The 18,312-nt window shown below is 36.5% G+C and carries 6 protein-coding genes; 4 read left to right on the top strand and 2 right to left on the bottom strand.

From position 1 onward, the window contains the following. The first annotated feature begins 4 nt into the window (after nt 1-4). Nucleotides 5-1,330: an NCS2 family permease gene (locus DYE60_RS02475; protein WP_115315058.1), complete on the top strand. Its 1,326-nt coding sequence runs from the start codon at nt 5-7 to the stop codon at nt 1,328-1,330. Between the two features lie 181 nt (nt 1,331-1,511). Further along, nucleotides 1,512-2,813: an ATP-grasp domain-containing protein gene (locus DYE60_RS02470; RefSeq protein ID WP_115315057.1), complete on the top strand. Its 1,302-nt coding sequence runs from the start codon at nt 1,512-1,514 to the stop codon at nt 2,811-2,813. A 698-nt stretch (nt 2,814-3,511) separates the two neighbouring features. Here the strand turns inward: DYE60_RS02470 and srmB are convergent. Next, nucleotides 3,512-4,849 (bottom strand): ATP-dependent RNA helicase SrmB, encoded by a 1,338-nt coding sequence (gene srmB / locus DYE60_RS02465; protein WP_115315056.1) that lies wholly within the window; start codon nt 4,847-4,849, stop codon nt 3,512-3,514. A gap of 128 nt (nt 4,850-4,977) precedes the next feature. Between srmB and DYE60_RS02460 the strand changes: the two genes are divergently transcribed. Both DYE60_RS02460 and DYE60_RS02455 read left to right on the top strand, forming a co-directional pair. Continuing rightward, nucleotides 4,978-5,457 (top strand): deoxycytidylate deaminase, encoded by a 480-nt coding sequence (locus DYE60_RS02460; RefSeq protein ID WP_115315055.1) that lies wholly within the window; start codon nt 4,978-4,980, stop codon nt 5,455-5,457. Nucleotides 5,458-5,528: 71 nt separating this feature from the next. After that, the gene (locus tag DYE60_RS02455) at nt 5,529-5,906 is read left to right on the top strand and encodes a DUF1963 domain-containing protein (RefSeq protein WP_115315054.1); all 378 of its coding nucleotides are present in this window, start codon (nt 5,529-5,531) and stop codon (nt 5,904-5,906) included. Between the two features lie 133 nt (nt 5,907-6,039). Here the strand turns inward: DYE60_RS02455 and DYE60_RS02450 are convergent, their stop codons facing one another. Continuing rightward, complete coding sequence (locus DYE60_RS02450; protein WP_115315053.1) at nt 6,040-18,207, bottom strand: VCBS domain-containing protein; 12,168 nt, start codon at nt 18,205-18,207, stop codon at nt 6,040-6,042. Nucleotides 18,208-18,312: the final 105 nt, after the last annotated feature.

Genomic DNA, 18,312 nt, shown 5'->3' with positions numbered 1-18,312 from the left:
CACGATGAATTTTATTAAATCCTATTTTGGTATTGATGGTCAAAACACCACGATTAAAAAAGAAGTAATCGCTGGATTAACCACTTTTTTAACGATGGCGTATATCATTTTTGTGAACCCGAACATTTTATCCACCACAGGAATGGATAAAGGGGCGGTGTTTGTTGCGACCTGCCTAGCTGCGGCAACAGGCTGTTTCATTATGGGCTTTGTGGCAAAATTACCTGTCGCTCTCGCACCAGGTATGGGATTAAACGCGTTCTTTACTTATAGCGTGGTTCTCGGTATGGGATACACTTGGCAAATCGCCTTAGGTGCAGTCTTCCTTTCTGGCTGTGTGTTCTTATTATTAGGTATTTTTAAAGTTCGCAAATGGATTATCAATGCGATTCCAAAAGGATTAAAACAAGGGATTGTGGCAGGTATCGGGGCTTTCCTTGCGTTTATTGCAATGCAAAATTCGGGCATTATCGTCGATAACCCAGCGGTGCTTGTCGGACTTGGCAAATTTACGTTCTCATCATCAATGGCACTACTCGGCTTTTTACTGATTACCGCATTAAGCCATTTCCGCATCACAGGAGCGGTTACTATCGGGGTGCTATCTATTGCGATTATTAGTTTGCTCGCAGGATACACACAATATTCTGGCTTTGTTTCTATGCCACCTTCAATCACACCAACCTTAATGCAACTTGATATTGCAGGGGCATTTAATATTGGTATGGTGAGTGTTATTTTTGCTTTCTTATTCGTTGATTTATTTGATACGAGTGGCACGCTCATTGCCGTTGCAAAACAATCTAAATTGATGGACGAAGAAGGTGAAATCAAAAATTTAGATAAAGCCTTATTAGCAGATGCAACCGCAACCATCACCGGTTCATTATATGGTACATCATCAACAACCAGTTATATTGAAAGTACTGCCGGTGTAGTTGCAGGCGGTCGTACAGGTTTAGTCGCTGTCGTGGTCGGTGCACTTTTCTTATTAAGTTTATTCTTTGCTCCGTTAGCAGGAATGATTCCAGCTTATGCAACAGCGGGAGCCATTTTATATGTTTCAGTGCTAATGCTTGAATCATTAACGGATCTTAACTGGAAAGACATTCGCGAATTTGCACCTGCCGTTGTATGTACTATCACCACACCACTTACCTACTCTATCGCAGACGGTATCACAATTGGCTTTATTTCTTACACCGCTTTACAAATTTTAACGGGTAAATTTAAAGAAATAAATGCAGTGGTATGGGTATTAACTGCAATTTTAGTACTTAAAATTACAGGGCTATTAGATATGATCTTTGCAACATTAGGCACAATGTAATCATTAAAAGACTCGAAATGATTCAAAAAAGGGTGTTTATCTTAAGGGTAAACGCTCTTTTTTATGGAATAAAATTTGATCTTGTTCACATAAATAGACATCTAATCTGCTATTCACCTCATAATTTGCTAAGATCTTTTAACGAATTTAAAATTTTTTTAACAATACGAAGGAGTATCTTATGTCTAAACCTCATATTGGATTTTTAGGTCCACAACCTTATATGAAACAGGCAATCGATGAAATGAATAAACACCTTGTGGTACACGAGCTAAATCCAACCACTTGGAAAGATGAAGAAATGGAAGCAATTGCACAAGAATGTCGAGATAAAAATATTACTGCTGTCGCTGGTTTTGCACAAAAAGATGCGTTTCATCATATTTTAATCAACGAACGTTTAGGCAATCCAGTGCCTTCTCGTCTTGCATTTTTATATTGTATGAACAAATATTTAATGCGTACTCTTGAAGCAAATCCATTCTGGTTTGATTATGTTGATCCATTAGCGGAAACCGATGAAGAAATCATCGCAAAAATTGCAGAATGGCCATTTATGTTGAAAAACACCTCCCTTTCATTAGGTCGTGGTATTTTCAAAATCAAGAATGAAGATGATTTACGTGCCGTTTTAAAAAGCTACCGTGAAGATACAAAATTACAAGAGCTAATCGCTTATCAAAATAAAGAATATATGAAAGGTATTCCTGAAAGTGAATTACCACCGGTGATCCCACCATTTATCGCAGAGCATATGGTTGATATGAACGTGGCGATTGAATATTGCTACGAAGGTTATATCACCGCAGAAGGTGAAATCGTTCATTATGCGTTAACTGAAGAAGTCTATTTTTCAAATCACCAAGCATTAGGTTATGTTACACCACCGATCAGCATTGATTCTGATATGGCAAACAAAATTGAAGCGTGGGTTGATGATTATATGGGACGCTTTGCGGATCTTGGCTATAAAGGACAATTCTTCAACCTTGAGTTCTGGATTATGCCAGACGGCACAATTGCCTTAACAGAAATCAATCCTCGTGCAGCACACAGCTACCACTATAACTACTTATATTCATTTGGCGATTCACTTTATGAAGATAACTTGAAACTGGCTGCGACAGGTAAAAAAGTGTCTGATGAAACCCCTTGGACAAAATGGCGTCAAGGTGGCGACTTCCTTTATACGTTAATCGTGTTAATTACCTCAAATGAAATGGGTAATGTGAGTGATATTTTAGATTACGACTATGTTGCACAATTAGAGCAAGAAGGTGTGCTAATTCGTCACACTCGTCAAAAAGATGATGTGCTAACCGCAGAAGATATGACCGCAGCGGGCGTAATGTTACAACAGATGTGGATTACGGGTAAGACCAAACAAGATGTGATCGCCCGTGAACACGAAATCCGTGCGAAAATCTTTAAAAATAAAGATAAAGTAGCAGGGTGTGATTATCCTGAGTATTGGTCTTTATAATTAAGTAAATCTATATGATGGTTGTAGGGGAGCATTAGCAAACATTGTTTGCGTATATGCTCCCAAACACACAGAACAAAATTTTTGCAAATTATAAATTCTATATCGAGCAACGGGAGGATATTCCATTCGCGTTGCTCATTCAATCCTCCCCTACTATTTAATAACCAAATTTCAAAATAATAAAAGCGGTCATATTTTTATCAAAATTTGCAAATTACAAAAATAATCAAAAATCTGACCGCTTATATTTTTTTATGAATAGTGAAACAACATAGAAAACAGGATATACCCTGTTTCTACGGTTATTTTTAACAATCATCAAAAATGTAAGATCAACGCATTCCTTGATAAATACCTAATTTTAAAGATCGCAAAGCAGTCATATTTTTACCAAAATTTGCAAATTGCAAAAATAACAAAAAATCTGACCGCTTATATTTTTTTATGAATAGTGAAACAACATAGAAAACAGGATATACCCTGTTTCTACGGTTATTTTTAACAATCATCAAAAATGTAAGATCAACGCATTCCTTAATAAATACCTAATTTTAAAGATCGCAAAGCGGTCATATTTTTACCAAAATTTGCAAATTGCAAAAATAACAAAAAATCTGACCGCTTATATTTTTTATGAATAGTGTAACCTGATAGAAAACAGGGGATGCCCTGTTTCTACGAGGAGAATTTAAAAATTATTTTTCTACATTCTCACTTTTCGGCTTTCTACGTTTACCAATATTTTTGGTATCTTTTGAGCGAATTTTGGCTTTATTTTTCTTTTTCAAAAGCTCTTTTTTCGCTTCTTTCTTTTTCTTGATCCTTGCTTTTTCTTTTTTAGATTTTGACGCTGACTCACCGTCTTTTGGTGCTTTGGTGCGTGGCTCTAAACCTTCGATCACACGAGCTTTTAATACTTCGTCCGTATAACGTTTGATTTTACCTAATAATTTGTAATCGTGAGCTTCTACAAATGAAACGGCTGTCCCTTTTTTACCTGCACGAGCGGTACGTCCAATACGGTGTAAATAGGCGTCTGCGTTGTACGGTAAGTCAAAATTAAGAACAAAATCCACGTCATCAATATCGATACCTCGAGCAGCAACATCTGTTGCCACTAACACATTTACCACGCCCGTTTTCAAACGTTCAATCGCTTGGGTGCGTAAGGTTTGTGCCATTTCGCCTTCAAGATAAGTGGAACGTAACCCACGTTTACGCAGAATATCACTTAATTCACGGGTCATTTCACGACGACGCACAAAAACGATCCCTTTTTCTACGTTGTTTTCACTAATAAAGCGAGCTAATTGTTTAGTTTTATGCTCTAAATTATCACTATGATAATACCATTGTGTGATTTTTTTACGTTCACGACGGCTTGGCTCTGCGTCAATTTGTAGTGGTTCTGTCAAAATACGATCCGCAAAATCTGTTAATAATTCGCCTTCAAGGGTCGCTGAGAATAACCACGTATGTTTACGCCAGCGAGTTTCAGCGGCAACGGTTTCAGCATCTTGTCCGTAGCCCATTTGCAACATTCTGTCGGCTTCATCAAAAATCAGTACTTCCACTGCTCGACAATCAAAGTTTTCTTCTTTGATATATTGCAATAAACGCCCCGGTGTTGCCACGACGATATCTTGGTTGTGATTGAACACTTCGCCGTGATTTTGATACGCCACACCACCTGTGATAGTTGCAATATCTAAATGGGTAAATTGAGCTAATTCTTTTGCTTGATCCGCCACTTGCATTGCTAATTCACGGGTTGGCGTTAAAATTAAAATACGTGGTGGGCCCGAATGACGGCGTGGGTAATCCAACAAATGTTGAATCGCAGGCAATAAAAATGCCGCGGTTTTTCCTGTGCCTGTTGGGGCTGAACCTAATAAATCACGTCCATCCATCGCCACTGGAATGGTATTTTGTTGAATTGCGGTTGGGGTGTTGTACCCTTTTTGTTTGATCGCTTTTAATAATTCTTGCGATAAATCGAGTTCTTCAAATGTAATTGGTGCTTGGTGTGTCATAATTTCTCAATGGTTTAATAAAATAACTTTGTGCTAATGATACCACAAAACTCATTTTAAACTTTACAAATATTCTTTTAAAAAGGTATTCTACGCTTAATTTAGGACTAAATTGATAGGAAACGAGGATGAGAAAAAATTATATTGACTGGGATAGCTATTTTATGGGCATTGCGATTTTATCCGCAATGCGAAGTAAAGATCCGAATACGCAAGTCGGTGCGTGTATTGTAAATCAGGATCACCGCATTATTGGCGTGGGATATAATGGTTTTCCTGCTGGCTGTAAAGATGAGGATTTCCCTTGGGAACGTGAAGGCGATTTTCTAGAGACTAAATATCCTTATGTCTGCCACGCGGAACTAAATGCGATATTAAATAGTATTAAATCCTTAAAAGATTGTACGATTTATGTAGGGCTTTTTCCTTGTAATGAATGTACAAAAGCCATTATCCAAAGCGGTATTAAAGAAATAGTCTATTTATCTAATAAATATGCCCATACAGATACACAAAAAGCCTCACAAAAAATGTTGGATAGTGCGGGGGTCAAATATCGACAATTAGAAATGGATAAAGAGAAAATCGAACTTTGGTTTGATAAGTGATCAATTTTATTTTTTAGATTACCAATACGAAGACGATTAGCAAATAAATAATCAGCTCAAGAAGGAATAAGATGATGTTCAATGAAGATCTATTTTATAGTATTGTTGGGCTGTTATTTATACTAAATATGAGCTTCTATTTAATCTTTAAAATAAAATCAAAATATAAAGAAAAAATACGACAAAGGGCTAAAAAACAATTTGAAAGTTTTATTCAAGAAATAAAGCAAGAGAGCTTAACTGACTATATAAAACTACATTTAAAATATGAAGAAAACCTAAGCCTTTTTACCAGTAAGATAGGCGGATTACCTTATATTCCTAAAAATAAAAATGCAATTTTAGATAATGAAGGGGATCCAATGTATTTATTGGTACAAATAAACTGTGAAGAATTACCTAAAAATAATATTTATCCACCAAAAGGAATATTACAATTTTTTGTTTGAAATTTGCAAAAAATGAAAAAAATATGACCGCTTCTTCCCCTTCTTCGATATTTAACCAATAAAAAAGACTGAACCTAAACTAAGCTCAGTCTTTTATTCGGTTAAGTATAAAACTTAGTTAACAATGGATGTCTTAGTAAATAATTGGATGATTCTCAATATCTACGTAAACTTTTGCCCCATCTAACTCATATAAGTTATAACCTGCGTGACCTGAATTATCATTCTCTACAAAGTTCTTTAAGACAATTCGATCATCTTTCTCTGCATTGATAAATAATTCATTATCGCTGTCAGTCATTTTCTTCACTGTATCAGAAGAAATATCTAACACATTATTTCTTCCATCTAGTAAATCAATGATTTCGATACCATTTAGATCCTCAGCATCTTTAGAAAGTAAGAAGTTCGAGATATCTAATCTTTCTTCATGGCGATCCAATCTGATCGTATCTGTTCCTGAACCACCTTTAAGACGAGCATCATCCAAATCAAAGATTAAGATATCATCACCGCTACCACCATAAAGTCGGTCAGAACCACCACCACCTTGGATAACGTCATTACCTGAATAAGCTGAGAAGTATTCATCTTCATCGTTACCGATCATTACGTTATCGCCTTTGGTCCCTTTGATACCATTAGAACCTTTACTTGAAACATCCACTTTGTGATGTACACTTACAACAGCCACATCGGTTGCTTTACCATCAGTGATACCATAGTTAAAGGTACCTATATCAGACTTATCATCCATCTTAACTTCAATATGCACTTTATCGGTATCAACCATCACATTGTCTTTACCATCAAGCCCAATTCCAATATGTCCTGTCAAGAAACTCAATCCCTTTTTAGGACTTTCAGCTTGATCAAAATGTGTCGTTGAACGAATCGTGTCATTTGCCATTAACGTATCAATGTCAATTTCAATACTGTTAATATCTTGTGACGTTAAGATATAGTCTTCTCTTGCATTTAAACGATAAATATCTAGTAACTGTTCTGCCGCAACAATATCGCCATCGTTATCGCGTACGTTAAAGTAAATAGGTTCTTTATATCCTCTTACTGTTCCAACAGTTTGATAACTATATTGTCCTTTAGTATATAAAACATCCGAAACTGTTCCATCCTCAGCTGTTACCTGTTTAGTACCATCACTAAGATGCACGCTAAATATACCGCCTGTTGTTTTAGACTTCACTGTTAGTAAATGTATATTTTGATCATAAGTATTTTGATCATTTTCTCTTGGTTTGGAGCTTACTACCACCTTTGAACCATCACTTGCTGTAACTGTATTAGTTTTTTCATTGAAGGTATAAGTTACGCCACCCACAGTAATTGAAGCAAATCCTCCTTCATCAGCCCCTAGACCACCATCAAAGGCGAGGTTACCACCTGTTAAGAGATCACGATCTTTTGATTCTGGTGCTTCAATAGATTCAACTAATTGTTTTGATAAATCTTTAAAGTCAGCGTGAATACCATCTTTCTTGCCTGCACCATTAGGATCGACATCACCAGAAGCACCATCATGTGAAATCGCATGTAAGAATTTAACTGGGACATTACCCATAGCATAAGCAAATGCTTCAATCTTATTATCTGTTAAGAACTTAATCCAAGTTGCTTCTTCACCTGCTTGAATTCCCATATCTTTAAAATAATTTAATGACGTTTGATAACCGCTTCCGGTTAATGTACTACCTCCTAAACTTTCTGTTGTAGGATAAGTTGCATCTACTCCTGTATGGCGATAAGTATATCCATTCTGCTGTGTATAATAAGAAAGATTTTTGGGAGTATTTGTCATACCATATGTTGGCGTTCCATCTGTCATAAAATAAGTACGATTCATATCCGCATTTGGAATACGACCTTCGTTATCATAAACTTCCATTGCTGTAATAAGTGCATCATCGTAGTTAGTACCACCATCAGCTTTTAACTTATAAAGTACTTCACGTACTTGTTCAGCTGTTACCCATTTACTACCATTGACCTCTTTTCCATTACGATCAAAATCAACTAATTGGAATCGAGAGGTATAAGTACTTCCTACATTCTCATAAGCTTCTAGCATATCTAAAATCGCATTTTGCATAACTTCTAAACGACTTAAATCACGATTATAAGTCGCAACATCCCCCACTTTATCTTCATCATAGGTAAGTTTTACTAATTTATTCTGATAATGTGTAATCAAATTACCACTTGGATCGGTTATGGAAAAATCAGCCTCTCCCTTAGCATTACGAAGATAAACCCCTTTAGTATAAATATCAGCATTTTTATCTTCTGGCAATTCTATTACTTTACCAGTCACATCAAACATCGCAAAATCGCCAGTTACTTCACCAGCCGTTTTACCTGCTCCCCAAGCCATACTTCCAGATGTATCCAATACAAGCTGAATATTTGCTGTTAATGGTTCAAGTAAGATTATTTCTTTACCTTCTGCCACTAATGGACGATCATCTTCGATGATCACAGTTAAATTACTTGCCAATGAATCTGCTTTGCCATCATTAACCACTGTTTGGAAATTTAAGGTAAGTAGATCTTCATCATTCTGTTCATCAGAAAGATCACCATTTTTACCTAAATTATGTTCATGATCGACTGCATGCTGTAAGGTTACTTTATAGTCAGCTGTGAATTTGCCTGTTGCATCCGCATCTTTAATATCACCCACTTCAACTTTTAATACATCAATTGGTTGCGTGCTTCCAGCAAGAGTTACCTTACCTTGTAAAGTGCTTGTTGCTTCATCCCAGCTCCATTGAACCTGTTGCCCTTGTACCGTTAGATCTACATTTTTTGGCACAATTTTAAAGCTTTCCTTCGTTAAGTTATCAACATCAGTAAACGTAATTGTTCCTGTTGACACTTTTTCATCCGTTTGGTCAAAGCTATTCTGCGGTGCTTGAGCTTTCGCTTCTGGCAATACAGCCTCTTTTGCTTTTGATAACGCTTCTGCTTTTTCTTGAGCTAAAAGTGCAAATTTCTCTGCTTCTTTAGCATACTCTGTATTTTTTGGATTTTCCCTTGCTAACTTATTGTATTTAGCTGCTTCTGAAGCTGCATCAGTGGCTTCTTTAGCTTCTGTTACAACGTGAGCAGTTACGTAATCATTGATTGATTTAGCTACAACAGCATCTTCCTGATTGTAACTTAATTTATCAGCAATACCACCGTTCAATCCTTCTTCTGATACACGTGTTGATGTGATTTCAAGTATATTTGGTGCATCATTTTTACCATCAATAGTGATTGATAATACTGCATCATCAGATAATGTACCGTCACTCATTGTGTAATTAAAGCTTTCGTTTAATGTTTCACCATCATTCAATTTCTGAACATCTGCGTTTGTTTCGTCAACTTTATAGGTGTATGAGCCATCGGTATTAAGAGTTAATGTACCATATTTACCTTTTAATGCCTGACCAACAGTACCCGCATCACCTTTACCTTCATCACTACCTAAGCGAATACCAGTTACTGTTGCATGTGCACTTGTTGGATCATCTGCTACATCTTGACCACCGCCATTGAGAACATTACCTGTTGCATCTTTACCGGCTACGTTATTATTTAACCCACCTGCTTCAACAGCTGTTCCTGCATCATTATTAGCTTTAATATCATCATTTGTGATCGTTCCAAGCCCTTCTCCATCAGCAATAGTTGCATTAACAGGATTAGACAATTTCACTTTATAAGTTTCTGTTGGCTCCCAGTTATCATCACCTTTCACCGTTACATCAATAGTCGCAGTAGTTTGACCTTTTGGAATTGTGACTTGTCTTATTTCAGTGGTCACATCACCAGTATCAGCATTCACATTTTCAATAGCTACATCAACTGTTGTATCAAATTCACTTGCTTTTGACTGCGTTACAGTAAATTGAACAGTTTGATCTTCATCTGTTTCTGCAACAGTAACATCATTGATAGAAAGCGTTGGTTTATCAGCATCATTTTCTTCCGGTGTACTAGAATTATCATCATCTTTGATAGTCCCTTCTGCCGTCACTTTCTTAGGTGTTGCATTTTCAACATCGCTTAAATTCATTGTTAATGTTTCTGATTTCTCATAAACATCGTCTTGTTTTGCAACAAAAGTGAATTTAGGCATTTTTTCTGCTGTTGTGCCTGCTGGAATTTCAACATCAAAACCTGCTTTAAGCTCTTCAACAGTCACCGTTTGAGTGTTACCTTTAGCATCCGTATAAGTCACATTTTCTTCAAGATCTGCTGTTTCAACATCACCTAAATTCAGTGTTACTTTCGCGGTTGTATCTTTTTCACTTTCACCAACTTGCTCTACTTTAAATTCAAGTTTGTTATCAGTGGTCACATTACCATCTTGACCACCTTCAATCGCAGTAGGATCTGTCGCAACAATATTTACAACTGGCTTATCGCCTTCTTCAGCTTCGCCTTGTGCATTCGGCTCATCTTTGATAACACCTTTTACAGTATCAGTGCCTTTCGTTGCATTTTCAACCTCACTTAAATTCATATTAAGTGTTTCTGATTTCTCATAGATTGAATCTTGCTTCGCAACGATAGTAAATTTAGGCATATTAGCTTCTGTTGTCCCCGCTGGGATTTCAACAGTAACGCCAGCTTTTAACTGTGCAACTGTAATAGTTTCATTATCACCGTTAGCTTTAGTATAAGTGATTGATTCAATATCACCGTCTTTGATTTCATCTAAATCAAGTTTCACTTTTGCTGTGGTATTTTTCTCACTATCACCAACTTGCTTAACTTTAAATACTAGTTTGTTATCTGTTGTTGCATCACCATCTGAACCACCTTCAATCGCAACGCCATCTTCAACAACAAGATTTACGACTGGTTTATCTGCATCGTCTTTATCTGTCGTTGTCGCATTATCGTCATCTTTGATAACACCTTCTGCCGTATCAGTGCCTTTAGTTGCATTTTCAACGTCATCCAAGTTCATTGTTAAAGTTTCTTTAACTTCATAAACTTTATCTTGATCTGCAACGATGGTGAATTTAGGCATTTTATCCACTGGCGTTCCTGCTGGAACTTCAACGTCAATACCCTGTTTCAGATCTTCAACCGTCACAGTTTTGTCTTCACCTTTAGCATTAGTGTAAGTGATCGATTTAATATCCGATTCTTCAACGTCACCCAAATCAAGTTTCACTTTCGCTGTAGTATCTTTCGCACTATCACCAACTTGATTCACAGTAAAGACTAATTGATTATCTGTTGCTAAATCTCCAGATTTTCCTCCCTCAATTGCAACACCATCAGTTGCAACAAGGTTTAAGACTGGTTTATCACCTTCTTTTAGAACACCGTCTTTGTTAGTTTCATCATCAATCACACCTTTTGCTGTTTCAATGCCTAAGTTAGCCTCCTTAGGATCAATAATCTCAAGTACAACATCTTCTGATTGCTCATAAGTGTTATCATCTTCTGGTGTTAATTTAATCACAGGTGCTTTTTTAGAGCCTGCTGGGATTTTAATTTCTGCACCATTTTCTAAGAAGTTTTTGATCTCAGCTGGATCGTCTAACACTACAGCTTGATCGTTTACATCCGTATATTCAATTTTTGCAATATCTTTCGGAACAATCGTGCTGTCTTTACCTAATCGAACAGTTACCGTGCTATCCAGTTCACTTAACTTATCTTGAGTAATCTCATATTGTAAAGCTGTATCATCACCTTCAACAGATTTAGCAACTGTTGCTTTAATAGAAACGGTTGGTTTATCGCCCTCTTCTTTTTCACCTTTTTTATTTGGTTCATCTTCAATCACACCTGTTGCTGTTGGTGTGCCTAAATCTGCACCTTGAGGCTCAGAAATATCAAGGATCGCGTCTTCTGACTTCTCATAGATCTCATCATTTTTCGGTGTTAATTTAATTGTTGGAGCATCTGTTTCTCCAGCTTTAATCTTAACTGTTGTACCATTATCCAAGAAATTTTTGATCTCTTTAAGCTCAGTTAACACCACATTTTTACCAGCCGCATCGGTATATTCTACTTTTGCAAGATCTTCTGGTTCAATTGTGCTAGCTTTTCCTAAATTTACTTTAACAGTAGTATCATCATTGCTTAGTCTATCTTGGCTAATAACATATTCTAATGCTGTATCCTTACCTTCAATAGATTTAGCAACCGTTGCTTCAATAGAAACTGTCGGTCTATCACCTTCTTCTGGCGTACCCTCTTTATTCGGCTCATCTTTGATCACACCTTTTGCTGTCGGTGTACCTAAGTCCGCCCCTTGAGGTTCAGAAATGCTAAGTACAGCATCTTCTGATTTCTCATAAACTTTATCATTTTTAGGTGTTAATTTAACCGCTGGAGCTACTTGCTCTCCTGCTGGAATTTTAATTTCCACCCCATTTTCTAAGAACTCTTTAATAGCAGCTTCTTTAGTTAAGGTTACTTCTTCACCATTCTCATTAGTATATTCTACTTTCGCAATGTCTTTTGGTTTAATGGTACTCGCATCATCAAGCTTCACTTTAACCGTTGTTTCACTATTGCTTAGTTTATCTTGACTAATAACATACTCTAAGGCTTTATCTGTACCTTCAATAGATTCAGCAACTGTCGGTTTAATAGATACTGTTGGTTTATCACCCTCTGTCTCTACACCTTTATCATTTGCTTCATCTTTAATTGCACCGGTTGCGGTTGCTGTACCTAAGTCTGCACCTTCAGGATCTGAAATTTTAAGTACTGCATCTTCTGATTTCTCATAGATATCATCGTTCTTAGGCGTTAACTTGATCGCTGGAGCTTCTTTACTTCCCGCAGGAATCTTAATTTCCGCTCCTTTTACTAAGAAGTTTTTAATTTGCTCAGGCTCTGTCAATACAACTTTATCGCCATTCGCATTCGTATATTCTACTTGCTTAATATCTTCTGGCTTAGCAATACTGTTTGAAGCTAACTTCACATTTACTGTTGTATCTGTTTCGCTCAGATTATCTTGGCTGATAATATATTCTAATGGTGTATCTTTACCTTCCGTTGCTTCTGGAACTATGGCCTTAATAGAAACAGTTGGTTTGTCACCTTGTTTTGGCACACCAGCTGTATTTGACTCATCTTCGATCACACCAACAGCTTCATCAATACCAACTTTAGCATTAACAACCTCAGACATATTCAACGTTAATTTTTCTGAAACCTCATAAGCGGTGTCATTTTCTGCAACAAATGTAAACGTTGGTTTCTTATCTGATCCTGCTGGAATCGTTACTTCAACACCATTCACTAATTGATCAACAGTATAAATTGTGGTTTTCCCAGCAGTATCTGTATAAGTGATCGATGCAATATCATCTTTCTCTACAGTACCTAAATTTAATTTGATTTTTGCTGTTGTATCCGTTGAACTTGTCGTTGTTTGACTAACTTCAAATACCAATTTGTTATCTGCCGCTGGATCTTTGCTTGTAGAACCTTCAATTGCTTTTGGATCTGTTGCTTTTAGGTTTATTTTCAAGGCATCATCATCAATGATATTACCTGTTCCTTCTGAACCACCAATAGTTAATTTTGTTGTTTGATCAGGTTCATTCTCTTTATCCTCCACCGTTGGATAAGTAACAGTAAACTCTTTCACACCAGCAGGTACGGTAATCGTGCCATCGGCATTTAATTTCACTCCGTCAGAGAAGGTAGGTTTATTTTCATAATCTTTTCCCTCTTTCGCTGAACCATCTGCTAACTTAAATGGATAAGTAATATCCGTTTCACTGTCACCATTTACTGTCACAGTATGAACTAAATTATCACCTTCTTCTGCTTCCGCATCACCAACAGTTAAGGTCGGTTTATCGCCATCTAATGGATCAGTAGAGTCTTCTGGATTCTTTGGATTATCTCCATTATTATCTTTTTGATCTTCATCTTTGATCGTTGCAGAATCTTTATCTTGAGCAAGATTTGCATTGTTAACATCTGATAATGTCATACCAAATTCTTCTGATTTTTCATAAATTGCATCATCATTTGGTGTAATCACAAAACTTGGTACAGTTTTAGAGCCAGCTGGAATTGTGACAGAAATCCCCTCAATTGCTTCATCAACGGTTACTTCTTTCGTTTTACCATCACCATCTGTAAACAAGATCGTTTCAATATCTTTAGCCTTGATTTGATCTAAATTCAATTTTACTGTTGCAGTTGCTTCAAGGTCTGTTTTACCCTCTAACTGAACTTCAAATTTGATCGTATCATCCGCTTTTCCTTCTACCGCGATATCATCAGTTGCAACAAGACGAAGCGTTGGTTTATCGCCTTCTTCTGCAATACCTTGAGTATTTGCTTCATCTTTGATCACACCTTGTGCAGTATCATCACCTAAATTTGCATTTTTAGGATTAGAAATTTTAAGCACAGCTTTTTCTGATTTCTCGTAAACATCATCGTTATCAGGCGTTAATTTGATTGCTGGAGCTTCTTTAGAGCCAGCTGGGATTTTAATTTCTGCACCATCTTTGAAGAAGGCTTTAATCTTATCCGCCGTATCTAAAACAACTTTTTTACCATCTGCATTCGTATATTCTACTTTTGCAATATCTTCTGGTTTAATCTCACTTGTTTTTCCTAAATTAACCTCAACAGTCGTATCAAAATTACTCTCTTTATCTTGACTAACCACATATTCTAATGCGGTATTATCACCTTCAATCGATTCTTTAACTGTGGCTTCAATAGAAACTGTTGGTTTATCACCTTCTTCAAGCATACCATCACTATCAGCCTGATCCTTGATCACGCCTTTCGCTTTATCGTCGCCTAAATCTACATTTTTAGGGGCTGAAATTTCAAGTACGACATCTTCTGATTTTTCATAAATCTCATCATCTGCTGGCGTTAATTTAATCGCTGGAGCTTCTGTTTGACCTTTAGGAATTTTAACTGTTACGCCATTCTCTAAAAATTCTTTGATTTTCTCTGCATCTTCCAACACAACATCTTTACCATTTTCATCGGTATATTCTACTTTCTTAATATCCGTTGGCTTAATCGTGCTGTCTTTTCCTAAGTTAACTTTAACCGTTGTGTCTAAATTACTTGGTCTGTCTTGACAGACAGTGAATTCTAGAGGTTTATCTTTACCTTCAATAGATTTAGGTACTGTTGGTTCAATAGAAACTTTTGGTCTATCGCCCTCTTCAGGTACACCTTTTTCATTTGCTTCATCTTTAATCACACCCGAAGCATGTGTTATACCTGTTTCTGCATTCTTAACATCAGCCATATTTAATGTTAATTTTTCAGAAATCTCATAAATTTTGTCATTTTTAGCCGTAAGGGTGAACGTCGGTTCAGCATTAGAGTTAGCAGGGATTGTTACATCGACTCCGTCAATTAACTGCTGTACTGTATAAATTGTTTCCTCACCTTCAGCATTGGTGTAAACAATAGAACTTATATCCACATCTTCAACAGCACTTAAATCTAATTTGATTTTCGCAGTTGTATCACTTGAACTTTCTCTCGTTTGAACAACTTTAAATACCAATTTATTATCCACTAATGGATCAGCTTCTTTAGAACCCTCAATTGCAATATTATCCGTTGCAACCAAATTTACCGTTAATGAATCATTATCGACAATCTCACCAATACCTGAAGAATTCCCAATCGTTAGTGTAGTCGTTTCTGGAGACTCATTCTCATTATTATCAATTGTTGGATAGGTCACATCAAAACTTTTCACGCCTGCAGGCACAGTAATAGTGCCATCAGCATTTAATGTCACACCATTTGTGAATGTTGGTTTATTTGTATAGTCTTCGCCGACTTTAGCTGGTTCATTACCATTCGTCCCATCTAATGAAGAACCATCTTTTAACTTAAATGGATAAGTAATATCTGTTTCACTATCACCATTTACTTTAACATGATGAACTAAAGGTTTTCCTTCAATTGCCGTTGCATCTCCAACAGTTAAACTTGGTTTATCTCCATCAAGCGGATCTTTTGGATCTTCTTGATTCTTAGGATTATCATCAACGTTGTCCTTTTGATCTTCGTCTTGAATCGTCGCTGTATCTACTTTCTTCCCTAAACTTGCATTTTTTGGATCAGATAATGTTATAGTGAAACTTTCTGATTTCTCGTAAATTGCATCATCTTTTGGCGTGATTTCAAAACTTGGAACAGTTTTAGAACCTGCTGGAATAGTTACTTCAATGCCTTTAATCGCATCTTTTACACTAACTTCTTTGATATCACCGTTACCATCTACAAACTTGATAGTTTGAATATCAGTTTCTTTCAGATCACCTAAATCTAATTTAACTGTTGCTTTTGTCTCAAACTTCGTATCGCCTTTTAATTGCACTTCAAATTTAATAGTGTCATCGGCTTTTCCTTCCACAGCGGTTTTATCTGTTGCTTTAAGACTAATTACTGGTTTATCACCATCAACTGGATCGGTTGAATCATCTGTGTTCTCTGGGTTATCCGCTGTATTATCTTTTTGATCTTCATCCTTAATCGTTGCTGTATCGGTTTCTTTACCTAAACTTGCATTTTTCGGATCAGACAATGTCATACTGAAACTTTCAGATTTCTCGTAAATTGAGTCATCTTTCGGCGTAATTTCAAAAGTTGGTGATGTTTTAGAACCAGCAGGAATAGTGACAGGAACACCCGCAATAGCATCTTCAACGCTAATGGTTTTAATTGTTCCATCACCGTCTGTAAATGTGATGGTTTTAATATCATCAGCTTCAATATCACCTAACACAAGCTTCGCTGTAACTGTTGTATCAACAGTACTTTCATTATTTTGTGACACTTTAAAGATAATTTTATCTTCTGAGCCTTCAACCGCTTCTGATGGATCTGCAGCAATGCTTACAACAGGCTTATCACCATCCTGTTTATCGGCAGGATCGTCTTGGTTCTTAGGATTATCAGCTGTATTATCTTTTTGATCTTCGTCTTTAATCGTTGCTGTATCAGTTTCTTTACCTAAACTTGCATTTTTCGGATCAGATAATGTCATACTGAAACTTTCTGATTTCTCGTAAATTGAGTCATCTTTCGGCGTAATTTCAAAAGTTGGTAATATTTTAGAACCAGCAGGGATAGTGACAGGAATACCAGCAATAGCATCTTCTAAGCTAATAGTCTTAACCGTCCCATTACCATCTGTAAATGTGATTGTCTGAATATCTTCAATTTCAATATCACCTAACACAAGCTTCGCTGTAACTGTTGTATCAAAGTTACTTTCATTATTTTGTGACACTTTAAAGATAATTTTATCTTCTGAGCCTTCAACAGCCTCTGATGGTTCTGCTGTAATACTTACAACAGGTTTGTCACCGTCTTGTTTATCTTTTGGATTATCTGGATTGTTCGGATTATCATCAATATTATTTTTTTGGTCTTCATCTGTGATCGTACCTGTTCCGGTATCGCCACCAATGGTTAATTTTGTAGTTTCTGATTTTTCATAAATTCGGTCATCCTTTGTTGGATAACTTACTTCAAAACTCGTCACACCTTGTGGAACAGTAATTGTGCCAGTGTCAGGATCATAGGTCACACCGTTAGTAAATTCTGGTAGATTTTTAAAATCTTTATTTTCTACCGCTGTACCGCCTTCCAAATTAAATGAATACTGTTCAGATTCAGTACTTGTTTTCGACAATGTAACTTTATGAACTAATTTATTACCTTCAACAACTTTCGCATCTTCAACCGTCACTGTTGGTTTTGATACTGGTGTTGATGGCTCAGAATCATCTTTATCTCTGTTATAATAAATCGCACCGCCAATTGCTAATGCTAAAAGCCCTGCAAAAGCCCACCAAGGAATAAAGAAACCACAAGAGATCTCTTCACCACCAATTGCTTGAGGCTCTGCCATACCGTCTTCTAAAATACTCACGGCATCTTGACTCTCAGCACTTTCTGGGATGTACGCGTAATATTTTCCATTCTCGTGTAAACCGACTAAAATACCGGTTGCATCAGTATTTCCTTCTTCACCACGATCTTCGCCATAGTAGCCTTTAATCACAACATCCGCTGTTACTTCATCAGGGCTACCCGAACCTTCATTTTCATCTAATATAATAAATAAATCTTGCCCATCTCTTTTGGCAATAATATTTTGAGGAGCTGAGCCATTTAACGCGTTAAACAGTTCATAGTTAACACCACGAGTATTCTGAATAATAAGTTGTTGACCATCAACAACATTATATACTTCTGTTACTTCTTTATTGTCGTGTAATATTACTTGGATATTTTTCATGATTCTTGTTCCATAAAATCTTTAAATATAATGTAATCTAGCGAAAATAAGCACTTTTAAAAGCACTCAAATTGATAAAGCTAGATTACGCTTGTAGCTTGTGTA

The organism is Phocoenobacter uteri, assembly GCF_900454895.1.
GTDB classification, from domain to species: domain Bacteria; phylum Pseudomonadota; class Gammaproteobacteria; order Enterobacterales; family Pasteurellaceae; genus Phocoenobacter; species Phocoenobacter uteri.
Note: the sequence above shows the minus strand (reverse complement) of the source record. Positions and strands in the feature narration are given on the sequence as shown.

What these genes read in the sequence shown, in the direction of transcription:
- DYE60_RS02475 (WP_115315058.1), top strand. Translation starts at nt 5, where the DNA reads ATGAATTTTATTAAATCCTATTTTGGTATTGATGGTCAAAACACCACG.
- DYE60_RS02470 (WP_115315057.1), top strand. Translation starts at nt 1,512, where the DNA reads ATGTCTAAACCTCATATTGGATTTTTAGGTCCACAACCTTATATGAAA.
- srmB (WP_115315056.1), bottom strand. Translation starts at nt 4,849, where the DNA reads ATGACACACCAAGCACCAATTACATTTGAAGAACTCGATTTATCGCAA.
- DYE60_RS02460 (WP_115315055.1), top strand. Translation starts at nt 4,978, where the DNA reads ATGAGAAAAAATTATATTGACTGGGATAGCTATTTTATGGGCATTGCG.
- DYE60_RS02455 (WP_115315054.1), top strand. Translation starts at nt 5,529, where the DNA reads ATGATGTTCAATGAAGATCTATTTTATAGTATTGTTGGGCTGTTATTT.
- DYE60_RS02450 (WP_115315053.1), bottom strand. Translation starts at nt 18,207, where the DNA reads ATGAAAAATATCCAAGTAATATTACACGACAATAAAGAAGTAACAGAA.